General features: G+C 70.1%; 20 protein-coding genes. 18 read left to right on the forward strand and 2 right to left on the reverse strand.

Annotated features, from left to right (window positions below; translation table 11 throughout):
- Positions 1–19 precede the first annotated feature (19 nt).
- The 17 genes from ABB55_RS21775 (at position 20) to ABB55_RS21855 (ending at position 18,424) form a co-directional block, all read left to right on the forward strand.
- Positions 20–628: a hypothetical protein gene (locus tag ABB55_RS21775; protein ID WP_054360693.1), complete on the forward strand. Its 609-nt coding sequence runs from the start codon at positions 20–22 to the stop codon at positions 626–628.
- A gap of 3 nt (positions 629–631) precedes the next feature.
- Positions 632–1,861 carry a hypothetical protein gene (locus ABB55_RS21780; protein WP_054360694.1) on the forward strand — a complete coding sequence of 410 codons (1,230 nt, stop codon included), beginning with the start codon at positions 632–634 and terminating at the stop codon, positions 1,859–1,861.
- Positions 1,858–2,205, forward strand: a complete 348-nt coding sequence (locus tag ABB55_RS21785) for a hypothetical protein (RefSeq protein ID WP_054360695.1) — start codon at positions 1,858–1,860, stop codon at positions 2,203–2,205. Before ABB55_RS21780 ends, ABB55_RS21785 begins: the two co-directional genes overlap by 4 nt.
- A gap of 89 nt (positions 2,206–2,294) precedes the next feature.
- Positions 2,295–2,840, forward strand: a complete 546-nt coding sequence (locus tag ABB55_RS21790; protein ID WP_054360696.1) for a TIGR02594 family protein — start codon at positions 2,295–2,297, stop codon at positions 2,838–2,840.
- An 8-nt stretch (positions 2,841–2,848) separates the two neighbouring features.
- A complete protein-coding gene (locus ABB55_RS21795) occupies positions 2,849–3,076 on the forward strand; it encodes a hypothetical protein (protein WP_054360697.1) in 228 nt (75 codons plus the stop codon).
- Between the two features lie 130 nt (positions 3,077–3,206).
- On the forward strand, positions 3,207–3,467 hold the full coding sequence (locus tag ABB55_RS29935) for a hypothetical protein (RefSeq protein WP_054360698.1): 261 nt from the start codon (positions 3,207–3,209) through the stop codon (positions 3,465–3,467).
- A 154-nt stretch (positions 3,468–3,621) separates the two neighbouring features.
- Positions 3,622–3,957 carry a PepSY domain-containing protein gene (locus tag ABB55_RS29940; protein ID WP_054360699.1) on the forward strand — a complete coding sequence of 112 codons (336 nt, stop codon included), beginning with the start codon at positions 3,622–3,624 and terminating at the stop codon, positions 3,955–3,957.
- A gap of 38 nt (positions 3,958–3,995) precedes the next feature.
- Positions 3,996–4,667, forward strand: coding sequence for a response regulator transcription factor (locus tag ABB55_RS21810; protein ID WP_054360700.1), 672 nt, complete (start codon positions 3,996–3,998; stop codon positions 4,665–4,667).
- Positions 4,657–6,033: an ATP-binding protein gene (locus tag ABB55_RS21815; RefSeq protein ID WP_054360701.1), complete on the forward strand. Its 1,377-nt coding sequence runs from the start codon at positions 4,657–4,659 to the stop codon at positions 6,031–6,033. The genes ABB55_RS21810 and ABB55_RS21815 overlap by 11 nt, the downstream gene beginning before the upstream one ends.
- A gap of 291 nt (positions 6,034–6,324) precedes the next feature.
- The gene (locus ABB55_RS21820) at positions 6,325–6,729 is read left to right on the forward strand and encodes an RT0821/Lpp0805 family surface protein (RefSeq protein WP_054360702.1); all 405 of its coding nucleotides are present in this window, start codon (positions 6,325–6,327) and stop codon (positions 6,727–6,729) included.
- A gap of 117 nt (positions 6,730–6,846) precedes the next feature.
- Positions 6,847–8,271 (forward strand): hypothetical protein, encoded by a 1,425-nt coding sequence (locus ABB55_RS21825; RefSeq protein WP_152982133.1) that lies wholly within the window; start codon positions 6,847–6,849, stop codon positions 8,269–8,271.
- Positions 8,272–8,633: 362 nt separating this feature from the next.
- Complete coding sequence (gene ccmI, locus ABB55_RS21830) at positions 8,634–9,833, forward strand: c-type cytochrome biogenesis protein CcmI (protein WP_054360704.1); 1,200 nt, start codon at positions 8,634–8,636, stop codon at positions 9,831–9,833.
- Between the two features lie 64 nt (positions 9,834–9,897).
- Positions 9,898–10,353: a cytochrome c maturation protein CcmE gene (gene ccmE, locus ABB55_RS21835; RefSeq protein WP_054360705.1), complete on the forward strand. Its 456-nt coding sequence runs from the start codon at positions 9,898–9,900 to the stop codon at positions 10,351–10,353.
- A gap of 96 nt (positions 10,354–10,449) precedes the next feature.
- Positions 10,450–12,447, forward strand: coding sequence for a heme lyase CcmF/NrfE family subunit (locus ABB55_RS21840; RefSeq protein ID WP_054360706.1), 1,998 nt, complete (start codon positions 10,450–10,452; stop codon positions 12,445–12,447).
- 59 nt (positions 12,448–12,506) lie between these two features.
- The gene (locus ABB55_RS21845; RefSeq protein WP_244472096.1) at positions 12,507–12,983 is read left to right on the forward strand and encodes a cytochrome c-type biogenesis protein; all 477 of its coding nucleotides are present in this window, start codon (positions 12,507–12,509) and stop codon (positions 12,981–12,983) included.
- A 228-nt stretch (positions 12,984–13,211) separates the two neighbouring features.
- Positions 13,212–15,863: an aminopeptidase N gene (gene pepN / locus ABB55_RS21850; RefSeq protein WP_152982286.1), complete on the forward strand. Its 2,652-nt coding sequence runs from the start codon at positions 13,212–13,214 to the stop codon at positions 15,861–15,863.
- Positions 15,864–16,150: 287 nt separating this feature from the next.
- Entirely contained in the window at positions 16,151–18,424 is a 2,274-nt protein-coding gene (locus tag ABB55_RS21855) for a PAS domain-containing sensor histidine kinase (RefSeq protein ID WP_244472097.1), read from the forward strand.
- A gap of 326 nt (positions 18,425–18,750) precedes the next feature.
- Here ABB55_RS21855 and ABB55_RS21860 read toward each other — a convergent pair whose 3' ends face one another.
- Positions 18,751–19,209: an EF-hand domain-containing protein gene (locus ABB55_RS21860; RefSeq protein WP_160321289.1), complete on the reverse strand. Its 459-nt coding sequence runs from the start codon at positions 19,207–19,209 to the stop codon at positions 18,751–18,753.
- Positions 19,210–19,527: 318 nt separating this feature from the next.
- Entirely contained in the window at positions 19,528–20,163 is a 636-nt protein-coding gene (locus tag ABB55_RS30495) for an EF-hand domain-containing protein (protein WP_160321290.1), read from the reverse strand.
- A 242-nt stretch (positions 20,164–20,405) separates the two neighbouring features.
- Here ABB55_RS30495 and ABB55_RS21870 point away from each other — a divergent pair, with 242 nt between their 5' ends.
- Entirely contained in the window at positions 20,406–21,236 is an 831-nt protein-coding gene (locus ABB55_RS21870) for a hypothetical protein (RefSeq protein WP_054360711.1), read from the forward strand.
- Positions 21,237–21,294 lie beyond the last annotated feature (58 nt).

The following is a 21,294-nucleotide window of genomic DNA, read 5'->3' on the forward strand; positions in this document are numbered from 1 at the left end:
CCGCCGCAGGACCCTCATCATGCCGACCGAAACCCAGTCCGTCACCGGACAACGCCTCCTCGTGCGCGCCGACGGGCGCGCCGTCCCGGCCGTCGTCATCGACGCCAACAGCGACCCGCTGCCGACCGTCGGGGGGGCCTCCGAAGCCCATCTCGGCGAGGTCGGCGGGCGGATCATCCGCGCCGCGCCGGCGAGCCTGCCGGCGACCTCGACCACGGCCTATGCGTCGGGCGACGCGCTCGGTGCCAAGATGCAGCTGGCAGGCGCGCTGCGGGTCGCCGGAGGCTCGGGCTACCTGCAGGACCTGACCGTCGCGCTGAAGACCGCCGGGCTGACGGCGGCGCTCGACGCGATCCTGTTCCGCGCCGACCCGGCCGCCTCGACCGTCACCGACAATGCCGCCGCGGTGGTCGCCGCCGCCGACCTCGACAAGGTCATCGGCGTCGTCTCGCTGACCCGCATCACCAATCTCGGCGGCGGCACGCTCTACGAGGCCAACCAGCTCGCCCGCTCGATCAAGCTCGCCGGCGGCCAGGACATCTGGCTGGCGCTCGTCTGGCGCGGCGCCCCGACGCTCGGCTCGGTCGCCGATCTCGCCGCCGTGTCGGCCAACATCGCGGTGGACTGAGCCATGGGCCTGATGCTGCCCCCGCGCCGGCTCCTGGCCGGTGCCGCGCCCTGGTGGCGCCGGCCCGAGCACCTGCTCGACGGCGCCGCGCCGGCCTTCTTCGCCGATATCGTCGGCCGCCGGTGCGTCCTCGGCGGCGCGGCCGTGCCGCTCGCCGCGGTGCTCGGCGTCACCTCCGGCGCCGGCAAGACCTATTGCGATGCCGACGGCAGCCTCAAGGCCGCCGCCGCCAACGAAGCCCGGATCGACTGGAGCAGCGGCGCGGCCGAACTCCTGCTGGAGGGGGCGGCGACCAACAAGATCACGGCGCGCAAGCACAATCCGCTCGACACGTCGAACCTGACCAAGACCGGCGATGCCGCCGCGGTCCTGTCGGTCGTCGACGACAGCGCCGCCCTGGCGGCCGCCGGTCTGTCGGCGATCTGCACCGCCGGGACGGTCTACAGGCTGGACAATTCCGCCGGCAGCGGCGCGGCCTGGGCCAAGGTCTCCGGCGCGGTCGGCAACGCCAATGCGCATTCCTTCGGGGTCTATGCGCGCCGGACGGGAGCGGCCACCTCCGTGTTCCTGACCGGGGGAACCGGCTCGGCCTCCGTCGCCGGCAGCGCCTATGCCTGGACCGGGTCGGCCAACGTCATTCCGGCCGGCACCGGCGCGGTGCTGGAGATCGGGGCCAATGCCGGATCGGTGGTCCATTTCATCCTGCCGCAGCTCGTCGAGGCGGTGTCGCAGGGCTCGATCATCCCGGGCGACACGCTGGCCGCGGTCACCCGCACGACCGACCTCTGCCAGATCGCCGCCGGCGCGGCCGCGGCCATCCAGGGCGCCTCGGCCGGGATCGCCTGGCGCGGCACCATCCCGGTGGCGCAGTCCGGGCAGCAGATCGTCGGCCTGGGCGACGGCCTCAATCTCATCCGGGCGACCAATACGCCGAACACCCGCGTGGCGATCTTCAATGCGACGTCGGCGCTGGCGCTCGGGGTCGGCACGGATGTCATTCCCGGCGCGCTCGGCCTGTGCGCCGGCTGGGGCGCCTCGGGGGCACGGCTCGCCGTCAACGGCACGGCCGCCTCCGCGGCGCAGACGAATGCGTGGCCGACGACGGTCTATCTCGGGGCCTCGAGCGGACTTTCGGCCGGGCAGGTCCTGCGGCTGCGCCAACTGGTCGGCTGGACGCTGACCGATCAGCCCTCGGCGGCCGGCGCCGCCAGTCAGGCGAGGCTCGCGGCATGAACACGATCTTCCTGCGCTTCGCCGACCGGTCCGAAGCCCTGGCCCTGCTCGGCGCGGCCGGCCTGACGGTCGCGCCCGAAACCGAGACCGGCACCGAGACTGGGACCGGCCCGGTACTGCCGCCGCTGGTCATGACCGCTTCCGGGCCGGTCTATCCCGATCTCGTCTTCGGCACCGGCATCGTCGCCCTGCCGACCGGCGCGCTCGACGCCGACGGCCTGCCGATCCTGGCGCCGGCCGAGGGCTGCCACGTCAACCTGCTCGCGCCCGACGGCTGGCCGCTGCCGGCGCCGCTCGCCGGCAGGGTGGTCGCGCCGGCAAGTCCGGCCTGCGTCTTCGCCTGACCGCCCGAAGCCGACCGCCCGAAGCCGACCGACCCAAGTCGACCGACCACCCCCCACCCATCCCGTTCGTCTTCTCCCGGAGGTGTCCCATGACGTCCGCCGCCCCTTGGCATGCCCGGCTCGCCGCCGCGATCGGCCTTGCCGAAACGCCCGGCCCGGGCTCGACCCCGCGCATCCTCGACATGGCACGCAAGGTCGCGGCCGCGCATCCGCGGCTCGACTGGATCGGCGCCTATTACGAGGACGACGACATTCCCTGGTGCGGCCTCGCCGTCGCCTGGGCGGTGGTCGAGGCCGGGCTGATGCCGCCGCTGCCGAACCCGCTCGCCGCCCGCAGCTGGGGCATCTGGGGGCGCCGGCTGGACCGGCCGGTGCCGGGGGCCGTGCTGGTCTTCACCCGCGAGGGCGGCGGCCATGTCGGGCTCTACGAGGGCGAGGACGCGACCCACTACCACGTCCTCGGCGGCAACCAGGGTAACCGCGTCAGCCGCGCCGCGATCGCCAAGTCCCGCCTGCTCGTCGACGAAGCCGGTCGGCCGATCGGCATCCGCTGGCCGGACGGCGTCGCCCTCGTCGCCGATGCCGCGCCGGCCGCGCGTCCCGCCGGCCTCGCCGTCTCCACCCAGGAAGCCTGAGGATCGCCATGACCGAGACCAAGACCCTTCTGCAGTCGCGCACCGTCTGGGGCGCGCTCCTCGCCATCCTGGCCTCGATCGCGGGCCTCGGCGGCTACGCGATCGCGCCGTCCGACCAGGCCGCCGCGCTCGACCTGATCGGCAGCCTGATCGAGGTGTGGGACCGACTGATCGTGATCGCCGGCGCGGGCCTCGCCATCTGGGGCCGGGTGCGCGCCACCAAGGCGATCGGGTGAGCCATGGGATGGCTCGCCCTGGCCCGCGCGCTGGTCGCGCTCGCCGCCGCGCTCCTCGCCCGGGCGGGCCGGCGCGGCGGCGCCGATCCGCTCGCCGAGGACTGCACCCGCCGGATGGAGGAGATGATCCGTGCCGTCGATCTTGCCCGCGCGGTGCGCCGCGCTGCTGTTCGTTCTCTCGACGATCCCGACCGCCTGCGCGCCGACGACGGAAACCGTCGCGGCGACGGGAACCGTCGCGACTGACCGCGCCGCCGACCCGACGCGCCCGTCGGCGGTCTATTGCCGCCTCGCCGAGCCGATCGCCTGGTCGCAGGCCGACACCGACGAGACCATCCGGGCGATCAAGGCGCACAATGCCGTGGTCGCCGCGCTGTGCCCGCCGGGATGACCGGCGGTCGCAGGCCCGCGATCCCGCGTTCGCGCCGGATCGCGGGCTGCGGGCCCGATGCCTCCCGCGGCGCCGGGCGCTGGCGTCCGGACCGCAGATGCCGTATGGCGGACGTTCATCCCCGGTTCAGTCCCGCCGGACTAGATCTCCGCCCATGGTCAGGAAAATCGCCTCCCTCTGTCTTGCGGCCGTTACGGCCTGCGGCATGCTCGCGCCGGCGCTCGCCGCCTTCGCGCCGGGCGATGTTGTCGCGCAGACGCAGGTCGGCGAGTGCCTGACCTTCGGGGCGATGCAGGAGGCCCTGCTCGAGGGCCGGGCGCGCAAGCTCGCCGAAATCCGCCGCCAACTCGAAGGCGATATCGTCAAGGCCGACCTTTGCCTGGATGCCGGCAAGCTCGCCTACCGGGTCACCGTGCTGACCCGCGATGGTTTGGTGCGCAAAGTGGTTCTCGATGCCAGCTCCGGACAATTCATGTACGATAAGCGCTGAAGTCGGACGGACTCGGGGTTTATCGAGGGGAGCACGGCGTGCGGCTGCTGGTTGTCGAAGACGATGCCAATCTGAACACACAGATCGTCGAGGCGCTGAAGGAGGCGGGTTACGCGGTCGATCAGGCCCGGGACGGCGAGGAGGGGCACTTCCTCGGCGATACCGAGCCCTATGACGCGGTGATTCTCGACATCGGCCTGCCCAAGATGGACGGGCTCTCGGTACTGGAACAATGGCGGCGGGACGGGCGCAAGATGCCCGTGCTGCTGCTGACCGCGCGCGACCGCTGGTCCGACAAGGTCGCCGGCATCGATGCCGGCGCCGACGACTACGTGGCCAAGCCCTTCCACATGGAAGAGGTGCTGGCGCGGGTCCGGGCCCTGGTGCGCCGGTCGGCCGGCCATGCCTCGAACGAGATCGAATGCGGACCGGTCCGGCTCGATGCCCGATCGGGGCGCGTCACCGTGTCGGGCCATCTGGTCAAGCTGACCTCGCACGAATACCGGCTGCTCAGCTACATGATGCTGCACCAGGGCCGGGTGGTGTCGCGGACGGAACTGGTCGAGCATCTCTACGATCAGGATTTCGACCGCGATTCCAATACGATCGAGGTGTTCATCGGGCGCCTGCGCAAGAAGCTCGGGGTCGACATCATCCAGACCATACGCGGCCTCGGCTACACGGTGGGTTTGACGGGCGATGCAGGGTAGCTCGCTCGCCCTCCGCCTGTTCGTCCTCGCCGCGATCTGGAGTGCCCTGTCTCTGGCCGCCGCCGGTTCGGTGCTGATCGCGGTCTATCGCGGCTCGGCCGAACGGGCCTTCGACGAGCGGCTCGGCGTCTACCTGAAGACCCTGGTCGGGGCGATCGCGGCGCAGTCGGACACGGCCGGGTCCTTCCGCGAGCCGGACAATGTCGGCGAACCGCGCTTCGAGCTGCCGCTGTCGGGCTGGTACTGGGTGGTGCGCCGGTCGGGCGACAACAAGGTCGTGGTGGCGTCGAAATCGCTGGTCGGCGACGTGCTGGTGCTGCCCTCCGATGTCGGCATCGTGCCGGGCACCGACCGCACCGCCAAGGGCTACATCCGGGGGCCGGACGGGCAGGATCTGCGCATCATCGAGCGCGAGATCTCCTTCGACGAGCAGAATGCCTTCCGGCTCGCCGTCGCCGGCAATGCGGGCGATCTCAACGAGGACATCACGGTGTTCTCGACCCGGACCGCGCTGATCCTGGCGCTGGTCGGCTTCGGCCTCGTCATCACCACCTATTTCCAGGTCCGCCTCGGCCTGTTCCCGATCGAGCGCATGCGCCGGGCGCTGTTCGCCATCCGCTCCGGCGAGGCGGAACGGCTGGAAGGCACCTTCCCGTCGGAAATCGAGCCGCTGGCGCAGGAACTCAACGCGCTGATCGAATCCAACCGCGAGACCATGGAGCGGGCGCGCACCCATGTCGGCAATCTCGCCCATGCGCTGAAGACGCCGCTCTCGGTGATCACCAACGAGGCGCGCGGGACGGAGGGGACGCTGGCCGCGCGCATCGCCGAGCAGGCCGGCCTGATGCGCGAATATATCGACACCCATCTGGAGCGCGCCCGCATGGCGGCGCAGCGCCGGGTGATCGGCGCGGTCACCGACGTGGAGCCGGTCGTCGAGCGGCTGGCACGGGCGATGCGCAAGATCTTCGAGCGCAAGGGCGTGGTCGTCGAGACCGACATCCAGCCCGGCCTGCGCTTCCGCGGCGAGCGGCAGGACCTCGAAGAGACCCTCGGCAACCTGATGGACAACGCCTCCAAGTGGTGCATCGGCCGCGTCTCGGTCACCGCGCGCATCGAGGGCAACCCGCGCGCCGACGACCGCCGCTTCCTGACCATCTGGGTCGACGACGACGGGCCGGGCCTGTCGCCGGAGAAGCGGCTCGAGGCGGTCAAGCGCGGCCAGCGGCTGGACGAGACGGTGCCCGGCACGGGGCTCGGCCTGTCGATCGTCACCGATCTCGCCGTGCTCTATGGCGGGCGCTTCCAACTGCTCGACAGCCCGCTCGGCGGCCTGCGCTGCGAACTGGTCCTGCCGGCGCTCTGAGCCGGTTCCGGGCTCCGGCGGGCGGTCGCGGGCGGCCTGCGGAGGCGTCGTGCTGCGTTGCAAAATTGTATCAGCGCAATGGCTTCCGGCTCACGGACGCGGCATCGGCGGTCGGTGTGCGCGGGACTTGTGCTATTCGTCTGGGCATGGCCCGATGTGGGCGGCGCTGCATAATTCAGCCACAAGGTCGATGCAGAGCGCAGGTCGGTCAAGGTGACGGGAAGGTTCCGGATCGGTTGCGATGAGGGTCGCGGCCGGTCGGCGGGATCGATTGAACGAGGGGTCAGGGCGATGGCTGCGGCTCGTATCGCCGGCGTGGTGATGGTGACGGTCTGGCTTGCCGGATGCGGCGGCGGCACGGACGAGAAGCCGTCGGGCGACCGGTTCGGCCTCGGGGCGACGCTCGGCGCATTGCTGGGCAGCGAGACCGGGCGGGCGCTCGACGACAAGGATCGCGCGCTCTCGGCGGATGCCGAATACGACGCGCTGCAATATGGCCAGCCCGGCACGGCGCGGGAGTGGAAGAACCCGCAGAACGGCCATTCCGGCAGCGTGACGCCGGGGCCGGCCTATTCGGTCAACCAGTATACCTGCCGGGACTACACCCATAAGGTCGTGCTGACGGCGGCCAGGCAGGAGGTGGTCCGCTCGACCGCGTGCCGGCAGCCCGACGGCAGCTGGCGGCCTCTGCAGTAATTCCCGACCGTTTCCGAGTGTGTCCCGCTGCAAGGATATTCTTAACGGTTTCTGGTCACGCTAGGGCAGAATCCAGGTCCTGCCGAGGCCCCCAGAGACATGTCCGACAACGGGCTCGTGACGTCCAAAGTCCTGGCCTACATGGAATCGCTGTCGCCGGCAGCGCGTAGCCTGATTCTGCGCGCCATGCAGAATGCCGGCGCGCGCGGCGACGAGATCCTCGCCACGGAAGCCGTGATCGCGGCCATCGGCAATCTCCCCGAAGCCGCCCGGGTTGCGTCCCCGAACCCTGTCGCCGCGACACCGGCCGCGCCGGTTGCCGCGGGGTTGGGCTGGCGGGAGCGGCTCGACGCCGCCGGCCTCGCGCCGTTCGCGGCCATCACCATCGATACCGTCCTGCCGCTCAAGCAGACCGGGCGCATCGCGCGCTCGGCGATCGAGCCGATCTGGACCTGGATCATCCGCGACGTCGCCCGGCGCGAATGGGAGGAGGCGCTCGCCGCCGATCCCGGCGACCCGGCGGCCGATGCCGGTCCGGTCGCCCGGCGCTTCCGCAAAGCGGCGGTGCCGCTGGTGCTGACGCGCCTGCGCGAGACCGAGGCCGATCCCAAAGGCTGGCAGAAGCTGACCGTGCATCTCGGCGGCGAGACGGTCGCCCGCGAGTTGCGCGACGTGATCTACGTGCTGCAGCGCGACGGCCAGTTCCTGACCCTGTCGGCGCAGTTGCCGAAAACCATCGGGCTCGCCGAGGCGACCGATTCCGCGCAGCTGGTCGCCGTGGTGCGCACCGCGGTCGAGCAGGTCCAGATCGACGCGGCCTTCGTCGGCGCCGCGATCCTGTCGCGCGTCGCCGCCCCCTGGCTGCTCGGCCCGCTGGCGCTGCGGCTGGCGGCGACCCAGGATGCCCGGCTCCTGGCCGGCAGCCGCTATGCGCGCATGATCGACATCGCCCTGTCGGAAGCGGAGCGCGACGTGACGCTGGTCCGCAGCCGGATCGCCGATCGGCGCGAGCGCATGAAGGTCGGCGGGGCGCTCCGGGACTTCCACGATATCCTGCGCAATCTCCAATTCGCCTTCGAGATCGAGACCGTGCCGCACTGGTTCAAGCGCATCGGCGCGGCCCGGCGCGACATGTCGGAACTGATCGGCAAGGAGATCGAGGCGGCACCGGGCCTGATCCGGCGTGCGCTCCGGGTCGAATCGCTGGCCGGCTCATTCGGTGGCGGCTTCGATGTGTCGACCTTCGAGGATGCCGAATTCGCGGTCCGGCTGCTCGGAGAGGCGCGGCTGGCCTCCGACAATCTCGCGCTCAACGACCTGATCGTGCGCACGCGCAAGCAGGTCGAGCAGACGCTCGAAGTCCTGAACGGCAAGCTCTTCGCCGACCTGAAGTCCAACCAGGCGGTCGACCGTGCCGCGCTGATCGCCGCCGTCGACGGGGCGGTCAAGCTGAACGGCCTGGTCTTCGGCGAGGACTATGCGGCCGTGCTGCGCAAGTCGCGCGAGCAGGGCGTCGCCAAGGCTGCGACGCGCTTCGGCTGACCGGCCGGCAGGCCGACGGGCCGGCAGGCCAACGAGCCGACGGGCCGCCCTGGCGGGCACATCCTACCGGCACATCGGGCCCGCTGCGGCGCGGCCACGCCCTGACGCGGATTTGACCGCCGTCAAACCTGCGTCAGCCGGTCTCGTGTAGGAGTTCGGCCATTGCAGCGCCGCGTTTCCGACGATACCTGAGACGGGAATGCGAGGGGAGGAGACCGGAGGGGCCGGTCATGCCGCCCCGGCGTCGCATCAGCGCAGGATCCGGCGGGACGGTCCGTCCGGCCGCAAGATTCTGCGCCGAACCCATGGGAGCCCGCTGCGCCCTCCGCGCGACGGTTCCGAAAGGCGGACGGCCGGACGACATGATGCTCTGGATCATCCTGGCGGCAATGACCGCGATCGCCGCCCTGGCGGTGCTGGGGCCGATGGCCCGCGCCCGCCAGACGAGCCTGTCGGCGGCCGATCGCGACCTCGCCGTCTACAAGGACCAGCTGGCCGAGATCGACCGCGATCTCGAGCGCGGCGTGATCGGCCTCCGCGAGGCCGAGGCGGGCCGGACGGAGATCTCCCGCCGCATCCTGAAGGCCGCCCGCGGCGGCGAGGCCACGGCCGGCGCCGGATCGGGCCGGCGCGGCCGGATCGGCGCGATCGTGGCGGCGGTCGGCCTGCCGGCGGTGGCGCTCGGCGTCTATCTCTCGACCGGCGCCCCGGATCTGCCCGACCAGCCCTTGTCCGAGCGCCTGGCGGCGCGGCCGGAGCAGGCCGACATCGACAATCTGGTCGCCCGGGTCGAATCCCACCTGATGCAGAATCCCGAGGACGGACGCGGCTGGGAGGTCCTGGCCCCGGTCTATCTGCGCCTGAACCGGCCCGCCGATGCCGCCCAGGCCTTCCGCAACGCGATCCGCACGCTCGGCACCTCGCCGCGGCGCCAGTCCGGGCTCGGCGAGGCGCTGACGGTGGTCGCCGGCGGCATCGTCACCGCGGAGGCGCGCGCGGCCTTCGAGGCGGCACTCGCGGCCGAACCCGGTCTCGTCGCGGCGCGGATGTATCTGAACCTCGCCCTGACGCAGGAAGGCCGCCACGCAGAGGCGGTGGCGGCCTGGCGGACGATGATCGCCGGCGCCGCGCCGGACGCGCCCTGGCTGCCGACCGCGCAGCGCGAACTCGCCGCCGCCGAGATCGCCGGCGGACTTCCCCCATCCGGCCAGCCGGCTCCTGCCGGCCAGCCGGCTCCTGCCGGTCAGGCTGGCACTGCGCCGCCCGACAAGGCCGCCGCCGCGCCGGGACCGAGCGCCGATGACGTGGCGGCCGCCGCCGGCATGGCGCCCGAAGACCGCACCCGCATGATCGAGGGCATGGTCGCGCGATTGTCCGAACGGCTCGACCAGGGCGGCGGCAGCGTCGACGAATGGTCGCGCCTGATCCGCTCGCTGGCCGTGCTCGGACGCAAGGACGAGGCGCGGGCCGCGGCCCTCAAGGCGCGCGAGGCCGTCAAGTCCAGTGCCGACGACCTCGCCCGCATCGACGATCTTTCCAAGGGATTGGGGCTGGCGCTCTAGTCCTTCGGCTGCGACGCTCCAATTCACCGCCGGACGCCGTCCGGCCGACAGCCCCGAGGGGAGCATGACCCGCAAGCAGCGCCGCCTGACCATGATCGGAACCGCCGGAGCGGTCCTCGCCCTCGCGGCCGGACTGATCTTCTGGGCCCTGTCCGACTCGGTCGCCTTCTTCAACTCGCCGTCCGACGTGATGGCCAAGCGCCTGCCGCCCGAGCAGCGGATCCGGCTGGGCGGCCTGGTCAAGGAGGGATCGGTGGTGCGCGGGGAGGGGACGACCGTCCGCTTCGAGATCACCGACAAGGCGGTCTCGATTCCGGTCACCTATACGGGCATTCTGCCGGACCTGTTCCGCGAGGGGCAGGGCGTGGTGGCCGAGGGGCGCATGACCGGCGAGGGCAGCTTCCGCGCCGACCATGTGCTCGCCAAGCACGACGAGAACTACATGCCCAAGGAAGTGGCCGACAGCCTCAAGGCGCAAGGCCACTGGCAGGGCGACAAGGGCGCCGGTGCGCCGAAGTGATCGGCCTCGCCGGCCGCGGCCGGCGCGCATGAGGAATGCTGCGGCCCTGCCGGTTCGGCGGGGACGGCGGGTGGGCGAAGAGAACGGACGGATACGATGATCGTCGAGATCGGACACTACGCCCTGGTGCTGGCCTTCGCGCTGGCGCTGGTCCAATCGATCCTGCCGGTCTGGGGCGCGCGGACGCGCGACGCGCAATTGATGGCGGTGGCCGGCCCGGCCGCGCTCGCCCAGTTCCTGTTCGTCGCCCTCGCCTTCGGCGCGCTGACCTGGGCGGCGGTCGTCTCCGACTTCTCGGTCGCCAACGTCTTCGAGAATTCGCACTCGGCCAAGCCGCTGCAGTTCAAGATCAGCGGCGTGTGGGGCAACCACGAAGGCTCGATGCTGCTCTGGGTGCTGATCCTGGCCCTGTTCGGCGCGATGGTCGCCGCCTTCGGGCGCAATCTGCCGGAGACGCTGAAGGCCAACGCGCTCGGCGTGCAGGCCTGGATCGCCAGCGCCTTCCTGCTCTTCATCCTGGCCACCTCGAACCCGTTCCAGCGCCTGTCGCCGGCCCCGATGGAAGGCCGCGACCTCAACCCGATCCTGCAGGACTGGGGCCTCGCGATCCATCCGCCGCTGCTCTATCTCGGCTATGTCGGCTTCTCGATCTCCTTCGCCTTCGCGGTCGCCGCGCTGATCGACGGGCGCATCGACGCGGCCTGGGCGCGCTGGGTGCGGCCCTGGACGCTGGCCGCCTGGGTGTTCCTGACGCTCGGCATCGCGATGGGTTCCTACTGGGCCTATTACGAGCTCGGCTGGGGCGGCTGGTGGTTCTGGGACCCGGTCGAGAACGCGTCCTTCATGCCCTGGCTGTCGGGGACGGCGCTGCTGCATTCCGCGATCGTGATGGAGAAGCGCAACGCGCTGAAGGTCTGGACCATCCTGCTCGCCATCCTGACCTTCTCGCTGTCGCTGCTCGGCACCTTCCTGGTCCGCTCCGGCGTCCTGACCTCGGTCCATGCCTTCGCGACCGATCCGGCGCGCGGCGTCTTCATCCTGATGATCCTGACGCTGTTCATCGGCGGCTCGCTGGCGCTGTTCGCCTGGCGCGGCTCGACGCTGACGCAGGGCGGCATCTTCGCGCCGATCAGCCGCGAGGGCGCGCTGGTCTTCAACAATCTGTTCCTGACCGTCTCCTGCCTCGCGGTCTTCGTCGGCACGCTCTATCCGCTGGTGCTCGAGGCCGTCACCGGGGACAAGATCTCGGTCGGCGCGCCGTTCTTCAACGTCGTCTTCGGCATCATCGTGGTGCCCCTCCTGCTGGTCGTACCGATCGGGCCGTTCCTGGCCTGGAAGCGCGGCGATCTCGGTGCGGTCGCCGAACGGCTTGCCGTGGCGCTCGTGGTCGCGCTGGTGGTGGCGGCGATCACCGGCTGGATCAGCCGCGGCGTTGCGCCGGTGCTCGCGGCGCTCGGCTTCGGTCTCGCGGCCTGGCTGGTGGTCGGGGCGCTGGCCGAATTCGCCTTCCGCATCCGGCTCTTCGCCGAACCGATCGGGACCAGCCTGCGCCGCGCCCGCGGCCTGCCGCGCTCGGCCTGGGGCATGACCATCGCCCATGTCGGCGTCGGCCTGTCGGTCGTCGGCATCGTCGCCGAAAGCGCCTGGAAGACCGAGCACATCCTGATCATGAAGCCGAACGACACCGTCGAGGTCGCCGGCATGACGGTGCAGTACCAGGGCTCGGCGCCGCGCAAGGGGCCGAACTTCCAGGAACAGACCGGGGTCTTCGCCGTCTCGCGCGGCGGCGTCCTCCTGACCACGCTGCGGCCGGCCAAGCGCTTCTATCCGGCCCGCCAGATGCCGACCACCGAGGCGGCGATCGGCCAGTTCGACCTCTATGCGTCGAACCTCTACATCTCGCTCGGCGACGCCCAGACCGACGGCGGCATGGCGGTGCGCATCTACTGGAAGCCCTTCGTGAATTTCATCTGGTACGGCTGCGTCGTGATGGCGCTCGGCGGCTTCGTCTCGCTGTCCGACCGGCGCCTGCGCGTCGGCGCCCCGGTGCCCGCGCGCCTCGCCGGCCGCGTCCCGGTGGGAGCGGCGGAATGAGCCCGGCCCCGAGGGACCGGTCCGGGTGCCGCATCCGGGCGACGACCGCAATTCGCGCCGTGACCGGGGTCCTCGCCGCGGCCTGCATCGGCCTCGCCCTCGCGGCGGTGCCGGCGGCGGCGGTGCAGCCGGACGAGATCCTGAAGGACCCGGCGCTGGAGAAGCGCGCGCGGGCGATCTCGGCGGATCTGCGCTGCATGGTCTGCCAGAACCAGTCGATCGACGATTCGGACGCGCCGCTCGCCAAGGACCTGCGCGTGCTGGTGCGCGAGCGGCTGGTCGCCGGCGACAGCAATGCCGCCGTGAAGGACTTCCTGGTCGCGCGCTACGGCCAGTTCGTGCTGCTCAATCCGCGCTTCGAATGGGAGACGGCGCTTCTCTGGGTGACGCCCTTCGCGGTCCTGGGCATCGGCGCCGGCGTCTTGGTCCTCGGCGCCCTGCGCCGGCGGGTCGTTCCGGCCGGGGAACCGGTCGGCGGCGAATTGACCGAGGCGGAGCGCGCCAAGCTCGCCGAGATCCTGCGCGACAAATCCTGACGCAGCGGACGCGAAGCAGCGGAACCGCGGCCGGGATTCGGCCGGTCCATGACATGGTTCAAGGCGTGCCGGCCGCACGCGGCTACGCTGCAGGCCGTGCAATACCTTGCGAGCGTGACGGCTTTCCGATCCGAGCGGTCATGTTCTAAAAGGGCCTTCACATGCTTCGGACCGCGGCCTGAACCGACGGCGCGGCCGGACCCCGATCAGAGAGCCCCGATGATGGACATGTCTGCCAACACGCCGCGCATCGAGCCGGTCCGCCTCGCGGACTATCGGCCGACGCTTTATGCGATCCGCACGGTGGCGTTGGATTTCCGCCTCGATCCGGAAGCCACCGAAGTGACCGCCGACCTGCGTCTGGAACGGCGCGACGGGACCGCGCCGGGCACGCCGCTGGCGCTCGACGGCGACGAACTCGAACTGGTGGCGGTCGAGGTCGACGGGGCGCGGCTGAAGCCCGACGCCTACGAGGCCGGTCCGTCGCAACTGGTCCTGCTCGATCCGCCGGCCGGCGCCTTCACGCTGCGCATCGTCACCCGCATCGCACCGGCGCTCAACACCAAGCTGATGGGCCTCTACCGCACCAGCGGCAACTACTGCACCCAGTGCGAGGCGGAGGGCTTCCGCCGGATCACCTATTTCCTCGACCGGCCCGACGTGCTCGCCGTCTACCGGACCCGCATTGAGGCGCGCAAGGCCGAGGCGCCCTATCTGCTCGCCAACGGCAACCGGATCGAGGGCGGCGACATTCCCGGCACCGACCGGCACTATGCCGTCTGGCACGATCCGCATCCCAAGCCGAGCTATCTGTTCGCCCTGGTCGGCGGCGATTTCGACGTGCTGCGCGACCGCTTCGTGACCCGGTCGGGGCGCGACGTGGCGCTCGAGATCTATGTCGAGCACGGCAAGGTCGAGCGCGCGGCTTACGCGATGGATTCGCTGAAGCGCTCGATGAAATGGGACGAGGAGGCGTTCGGGCTCGAATACGATCTCGACATCTTCATGATCGTCGCGGTCAGCGACTTCAATATGGGGGCCATGGAAAACAAGGGCCTCAACGTCTTCAACGACAAATACGTGCTGGCGGCGCGCGAGACCGCGACCGATGCGGACTATTCCCATATCGAGGGCGTGATCGCGCACGAGTATTTCCACAACTGGACCGGCAACCGGATCACCTGCCGGAACTGGTTTCAGCTCTGCCTCAAGGAGGGCCTGACGGTCTTCCGCGACCAGGAATTCTCGTCCGACCAGCGCTCGCGCGCGGTCAAGCGGATCATGGACGTGAAGCTCCTCAAGAGCCACCAGTTCCCCGAGGATGCCGGTCCGCTGGCGCATCCCGTGCGCCCGGAAACCTATCGCGAGATCAACAACTTCTATACGGCGACCGTGTACGAGAAGGGCGCCGAGGTGGTGCGCATGCTGAAGACCATGCTTGGGCCGGACGGGTTCCGGGCCGGCATGGATCTGTATTTCGAACGCCATGACGGCGATGCGGCCACGATCGAGGATTTCCTGGCCGCCTTCGCCGACGCGACCGGGCGCGACCTGACCCAGTTCATGCTCTGGTACCGGCAAGCCGGCACGCCGGAACTCGCCGTCTCGACGGCCTACGATCCCGCCGCCAAGACCCTGCGGCTGACCTTCGAGCAGACCTGCCCGCCGAGCCCGGGCCAGGCCGCCAAGGAACCGATGGCGATCCCGGTCCGCTTCGGCCTGGTCGGGCCGAATGGCGAGGACATGGATCATGGCGCGATCGAAGGCGTCGCGGTCGCCGGCGACGTGATGCTGCTGACCGAGCCGCGCCACGAGGTGGTGGTCAGCGGCGTCGGCGCCCGCCCGGTCCCCTCGCTGCTGCGCGGCTTCTCCGCGCCGGTCAAGCTGTCGGTCAATCTCGACACCGACGACCAGCTGTTCCTGCTCGCCCACGATGCCGACCCGTTCAACCGCTGGCAGGCGGCCCAGACGCTGGCGACCCGGACCCTGGTCGAAGGCAGCAAGGCGCTCGGCGACGGTCGCGCGATGGCGATCGACGCCCGCCTGATCGACGCCTATCGGCAGATCGCCGGCGACGACCGGCTCGACCATGCCTTCCGCGCGCTGGTGCTCGGCGTGCCCGGCGAGGCGGACATTGCGCGCGAAATCGGCTCCGAGGTCGATCCGGATCGCGTCTATGCGGCCCGCGAGACCCTGCGCCGGGCGATTGCGACCGGGGCCGAGGATGTCCTCGCCGGGCTCTATGACGGGCTGGCGTCGTCCGGCGCCTATGCGCCCGATGCGGCCTCGGCCGGCCGCCGGTCGCTGCGCAACATGGCGCTGGAGCTTCTGCTGCTGGTCGGCGGGCCGGCCGCCGAGGCACGCGTCGTCGCCCATTACGAGGCGGCCGACAACATGACCGATCGCTATGCCGCCCTGTCGGCCCTGGTCCTGAACGGCTCGTCGGCCGCGGGCGCGATGCTGGCGGACTTCTACCGGCGCTTCGAGGGCGACAGCCTGGTGATCGACAAGTGGTTCGTCGTCCAGGCCATGGCGCCGGTGGCCGCCACGCTCGACCGGGTGCGGGCGCTGACCGGGCATCCGGCCTTCTCCTTCACCAATCCGAACCGGTTCCGGGCGCTGGTCACCACCTTCGCCACCGGCAACCAGACCCAGTTCGCCCGGGCCGACGGCGCCGGCTTCGGCTTCGTCGCCGATATGGTCCTGGACATGGACAAGCGCAACCCGCAGGTCGCCGCGCGCCTCCTTTCGGCCTTCCGCTCGTGGCGGGCGCTGGAGGGTCGGCGGCGGGCGCAGGCGGAGGTCGAACTGAAGCGGGTGGCCGCCGCTCCGGGCCTGTCCCGCGATGTCGCCGACATTGCCGCACGCTGCCTGCAATAGCCAGCCAACATATTGAAAAGGCAGGCGGAACGCCGCCCGGGCGGCAGCGGCGTACCGCGGCGTGACCGGAAAGACTCGGCCCCGCCACAATGGTTAAAAAGGTGCTAACGAGGCTGGACAAGCGGGTGCGGCTGGATTCAAATCGGGGTGATTCGAAGGTCGTTCCGAAGTCTTCGAAATAACAATCACAAGCATCGAAGGGCCATTCCATGGCGTGGGCGGGGGCTGCCCAGGCATCGTTGTGGATTCGTTCACGGATGACCGTAATGTTCGGGCGAGATTTGCGATTGGCCGGACATATCCGTCTCCTGGCGGGTCCGGCCTACTACCAACTCCTCAAGGCTGAGCCGATCCTGAAGCGATCCATTCCGGTTCTGATCATTCTGTTCATCGCCTATGTGGCGATCGTGCGGGCGGCCGGTCTGTTCGACGAGTATCAGATCCGCCACACCTTCGCGCGCGACGAGACCGGCCTGATCGCCGCGACCGTGTCGGCTGCGCTTGCGCGGCCGGAAAACCCGATCGTCGCGGTCGGCCCCGCGACCGCGCTGCGGACGGCGGTCGCCGAGGCGGCGCCGCCGAGCGCCGATCCCGAACGCCGCATCGTGCTCTTGGCCGACGCCGCCGGGCGGGTGCTGGCGAGCGTGCCGCGCGCCGCGCGCTTCGAGGGGCGCTCGCTGATCGACATCTTCGGTGCCGCCCAGCCGCTGACCACGTTCGGCACGCGCGCCGGCGTCATGGAACTGAAGCTCGCGACCGGCGAGACCGCCTTCGCGGCCGTCGCCCATCTGGACCCGAAGCTCGGCTCGGTCGCGGTGATTGAGACCTTCGAGGCGGTCTTCGCGGACTGGCGCGCCAGCCTCGGCTCGAACGTGGTCATGTTCACCTGCATGGCGCTGATCCTCTTGGTGCTGACCTACGCCTATTTCGCCCAGATCGAACGGGCGGCCGCGACCGACGGTCTGCATCGCGACACCACGGCCCGCGCCGAGACCGCCTTCCGGCGCGGCCGCTGCGGCCTGTGGGACTGGGACCTGTCGCAGGATCGCATCTTCTGGGCCTCGTCCATGTTCGAGATGCTCGACTGGCGCTCGGAGACCGGGATCATCGGCTTTGCCGACATGGCGAGGCTGCTGCACCCCGACGACATCGACATCGTCGCCCTCGCGCGCCGCCTGCGCAGCGGCGAGACGGACACGGTCGATACGGTCGTCAGGATGCGCCGTTCGGACGGCCAGTGGCTGTGGTTCCGCATCCGCGCCGAGGTGGTGGAGCGCCCGGAGACCGGCGCGCGCCATCTGATCGGCATCGCCACCGACGTGACCGAGCAGCGGCAGATCGCCGAGCGCAGCGCGACCGCGGATCTGCGCCTGCGCGATGCCATCGAGACCATCTCGGAAGCCTTCGTGCTCTGGGATGCCGACAACCGCCTGGTCATGTGCAACAGCAAGTACCAGCAATTGCACAATCTCGCCGATGCGGCCGTCCAGCCCGGAACGCCCTATTCGGACGTGATGCTGTCGGCGCGCCAGCCGGTGGTGCATACGCCGATCCCGGCCGACGGCCCGCCCGAGGACGGCTCGCGCACCTACGAGGCCCAGATCGAGGACGGGCGTTGGCTGCAGATCAACGAGCGGCGCACCAAGGACGGCGGCTTCGTCTCGGTCGGCACCGACATCACCCAGCTGAAGCGCCATGAGGAGCGGCTGACCGACAGCGAGCGCCGCCTGATGGGCACCGTCTCGGATCTGCGCCAGTCGCGCCAGGCCCTGGAGCGTCAGGCGCAGGAACTGGTCGAGATGGCCGAGAAATATGCCGGCGAGAAGGCGCGGGCCGAGGAGGCGAACAAGATCAAGTCCGACTTCCTGGCCAATATGAGCCACGAACTGCGCACGCCGCTGAACGCCATCATCGGCTTCTCCGACATCATGACGCAGGGCGTCAACGGCGCCTTCGGACCGAACAAGTTCGTCGAGTATTCCCGCGACATCCACGAGAGCGGCACCTTCCTGCTGCGCGTCATCAACGACATTCTCGACATGTCGCGCATCGAGGCCGGCGCGCTGGCGCTGGAGCCGCAGGAGATCCGGCTCGACGAGATCGTGGAGGACTCCACCCGCGTCCTGCTGCCGCTCGCCGAGGACAAGCGGATCGCGGTCGAGACCGAGATCGAGCCCGGCATCACCTTCACGGCCGACCACCGGGCGATCAAGCAGATCCTGATGAACCTCCTGTCCAATGCGGTGAAGTTCACGCCGGCCGGGGGGCGCGTCGCCATCAAGGTGCGCGCGGTCTCGGGCGCGATCACCATGTCGATCCAGGATACCGGCATCGGCATTCCGCGCGACGAGGTGCGCAAGCTCGGCCGACCCTTCGTCCAGGTGGCCAACCAGTTCACCAAGACCCACAAGGGCTCGGGCCTCGGCCTGGCGATCGCGCGCTCGCTGGTCGAACTGCATGGCGGCGCGATGAAGATCTCGTCGACCGTCGGCGTCGGCACGATCGTGTCGCTGCGCCTGCCCAAGGCGCCGGCGGTGCGCCGGGACCGCCGCGCGGCGTGATCCCGGGTCGCCCCGGCAATCCCCGTCGCGCCCGGCTGATTCTGGGCGATTTGGCGGGACCCAAACGAAAAGGGCGCCCCGAAAGGCGCCCTCAGGCTGCTGAAAATCACTCCGAACCCGCCATTCTGTCATCCCCGGGCTTGTCCCGGGGATCCAGTGCGATGGCTAAGTCTTTGGAAAGTCTGGATCTCCGGGACAAGCCCGGGGATGACAGAGTTGAAACGACCCGCATCTGATCGCGTTCCGACGCGTTCTTCAGCAATCTGAGGGCGCCCCGAAAGGCGCCCTGCCGTATCTCGTCAGTCCATCGTCGGTCGGGGCGGCGATCAGCCGGCCTTCTTGGCCTTCTTGGCGGCCTTTTCGGTCAGGCGGGTCAGGGCCTCGTCGCGCGTGACCTTGCCGTCGTGGTTGAGGTCGAACTTGGCGAAGCGGTGCGTGGTCTTCGCCTCGATCTCCTCGAGGGTGATCGCGCCGTCATGGTTGGCGTCGAGCTTGTTGAAGGTCTTCTCGCGCTTGGCCTGGCTCGCCTTCGGGCGGGCCGCGTCATACTCGGCCTTGGTCAGCTTGCCGTCGTGATCGGCATCGGCCTTGTCGAAGGCGAGCTTGACGCGCTGGCGGACCTCGTCGAGCGTCACGATGCCGTCCTTGTCGGTATCGTAGCGGGCGAGCAGACGCTCCACCTTCACTTCGGGGGTCTTCTTGGTGCCCGTCGCGGCGAGCGCCGCGCCGGAGCCGAGGCCGGCGAGAACGGCCGCCGACACCACAAATGCCGAAATCCTATTCATGCGGGTGACTCCCTGCTCCGGCCGCCTGACGGCCCGGCATATCTCAAACGCGTCGCGGACCGGCCAATCAGGCGGGCCTGGTCTCGCCACGATGGTTCTATCCGAACTGAAGGCACTTCGGCGAATCCTTGGCGCCCGTCCAGTCGAGCTCAGTCTCGACGGCATTGTGGGCGGAAGTTCGACCGGATCCTTTCGGTTCTGTAGAATAACCCGTCACGGGCGGCAGGGTTCCGCATGGGACGCGGATCGACCCGATCGGGACCGCCCGCCGACGGGCGGTCCGCTTCGTTTCGGGCCCGTCACGCGGCCCGGCTCGGCTCAGTTGCCGTAGCCCCAGCCGCCGTGACCCCAGCCACCGTGACCCCATCCGCCGGGCGCGGCGCCCCACGGACCCGGTCCGGCGCCCGGACCCGGACCCCAGGCGGGACCAGGACCCCAGCCGGGGCCGCCCCAGCCATGATGGCCGCCGCCGTGGTGACCCCAGCCGCCCGGGCCGGGCCCGAAGCCGTCGCCAGGGCCGAAGCCCGGGCCGGCGAGGCGCAGTTCGTCCTTGGTGACCTTGCCGTCGTCGTTGCGGTCGAAGATGGCGAAGCGCTTCTTGAACGGCTTCTCGGCCTCCTCCTTCGACACCTTGCCGTCGCCGTCGACATCGAAGCGGGCGATCACCCGGTCGACCATCATCTTGCGGATGGCAGCATCGATCTCGGTCCGGTCGACGAAGCCGTCCTTGTTGGTATCGGCATCGTCGAATTTCAGATCGGGCAGCGCCAGGGCCTCCTGGATCGTCACGACCCCGTCCTTGTCGGTGTCGAGGCGATCGAACATGCGCTCCATCTTGGCGCCGCGCATCATGCCCGGACCGAACTGGCCGAACTGACCTTGCGCGTAGGCAATCCCGCCGGCGGCGGTCGCGGCCAATCCCGCGCCGATTAGCACTTTTGCCCAGGTTCTCACGGTGTCCTCCAATTCAAACATTTGCCGCCCCTTCGGCGGCCTGCTGGCCGGCTCCCGGTCGGAGCCTCAGCGTCGAGGCTGAGATTAGGGACACTGACCTTACGCGATGCTCTCTGCAATATTACGGTTCGTTAATTTAGTAACTGGCGTTTTCTGGCAAACCGCTTTTGAAATATCAATGGAAACAAGGAGCGATCGCGCCGTTGCGTAAACCTCCGGTTCGGAAAATGACGGAGCCATCGATGCCAGACGCAGCCGCCGGTCAGGACGACGAGCCGGGAGACGATCGAAAGGCCTTTGGCAGGGCGGCGCGTCGGCGTTGGAGACCCGGGCAACGGGGCGCCTGGAAACGGGCGCTGGCGCGGTGGCTGCTGCCGCTGCAGGCGTCGCTCCTGTTCTGCGGCGACAGCCATCTGGCTCCGATCTGGAAGGGCTACAAGGCGGGACTGTTCGGCACGCGGCATGCCCGGTGCGTCCTGGTCGCCGGCGCGACGGCGCGCGGCCTCGGCAATCCACGCTCCGCCACGGGCGCTCGACTGAAATACCTGGAGGCGCTGTTGCCGCCGGCGCCGCGCGTGGTGCCGGTCTTCCTGCTCGGCGAGGTCGACTGCAATTCGGCCGTCTGGCTGCGCGCGGCCGCGGCCGGGACGGATCCCGCCGACGAACTGACCCGGTCGGTCACCGTCTATCTGTCCTTCCTGGATGAGGTCCTGGCCGCCGGATACCGCAGGATCCTGGTCCTGGCGGCGCCCCTGCCGACCGTGGAGGGGAGCGACCATCACCGTGCGCATTCGATCATGCGCCGGGACATCACCGCCACCCTGCGCGAGCGGACCGCGCTGACGCGGCGCTTCAATCAGGCCGTCGGGGAGGGGTGCCGCCTGCGCGGCATCGACTTTCTGGATCTGACCGCCGCCTGGACCGATCCGGCGACCGGTCTGGTCGCCGACCGCTTCCGGGCGCGCGACCCGCTCGACCACCATTTCGACGAAGAGGTCGCCGCGCCGGTCTGGGTGGCGGCGATCCGACGGGCCTTGCGGTGGCCGCGCTGGCGCGGTGCCGGGCGCGGCTGACCCGGTGCGGGCCCGGCTCGTCGGCCGGTTCCCCGGGCACGGCGGTGCGATCCGGCAG

Origin of the sequence: Prosthecodimorpha hirschii (assembly GCF_001305515.1) — a bacterium.
GTDB classification, from domain to species: domain Bacteria; phylum Pseudomonadota; class Alphaproteobacteria; order Rhizobiales; family Ancalomicrobiaceae; genus Prosthecodimorpha; species Prosthecodimorpha hirschii.

Coding starts and splice junctions, on each gene's coding strand:
- ABB55_RS21775 (WP_054360693.1), top strand. CDS start 20: ATGCCGACCGAAACCCAGTCCGTCACCGGACAACGCCTCCTCGTGCGC.
- ABB55_RS21780 (WP_054360694.1), top strand. CDS start 632: ATGGGCCTGATGCTGCCCCCGCGCCGGCTCCTGGCCGGTGCCGCGCCC.
- ABB55_RS21785 (WP_054360695.1), top strand. CDS start 1,858: ATGAACACGATCTTCCTGCGCTTCGCCGACCGGTCCGAAGCCCTGGCC.
- ABB55_RS21790 (WP_054360696.1), top strand. CDS start 2,295: ATGACGTCCGCCGCCCCTTGGCATGCCCGGCTCGCCGCCGCGATCGGC.
- ABB55_RS21795 (WP_054360697.1), top strand. CDS start 2,849: ATGACCGAGACCAAGACCCTTCTGCAGTCGCGCACCGTCTGGGGCGCG.
- ABB55_RS29940 (WP_054360699.1), top strand. CDS start 3,622: ATGGTCAGGAAAATCGCCTCCCTCTGTCTTGCGGCCGTTACGGCCTGC.
- ABB55_RS21815 (WP_054360701.1), top strand. CDS start 4,657: ATGCAGGGTAGCTCGCTCGCCCTCCGCCTGTTCGTCCTCGCCGCGATC.
- ABB55_RS21820 (WP_054360702.1), top strand. CDS start 6,325: ATGGCTGCGGCTCGTATCGCCGGCGTGGTGATGGTGACGGTCTGGCTT.
- ccmI (WP_054360704.1), top strand. CDS start 8,634: ATGATGCTCTGGATCATCCTGGCGGCAATGACCGCGATCGCCGCCCTG.
- ccmE (WP_054360705.1), top strand. CDS start 9,898: ATGACCCGCAAGCAGCGCCGCCTGACCATGATCGGAACCGCCGGAGCG.
- ABB55_RS21840 (WP_054360706.1), top strand. CDS start 10,450: ATGATCGTCGAGATCGGACACTACGCCCTGGTGCTGGCCTTCGCGCTG.
- pepN (WP_152982286.1), top strand. CDS start 13,212: ATGTCTGCCAACACGCCGCGCATCGAGCCGGTCCGCCTCGCGGACTAT.
- ABB55_RS21860 (WP_160321289.1), bottom strand. CDS start 19,209: ATGAATAGGATTTCGGCATTTGTGGTGTCGGCGGCCGTTCTCGCCGGC.
- ABB55_RS21870 (WP_054360711.1), top strand. CDS start 20,406: ATGCCAGACGCAGCCGCCGGTCAGGACGACGAGCCGGGAGACGATCGA.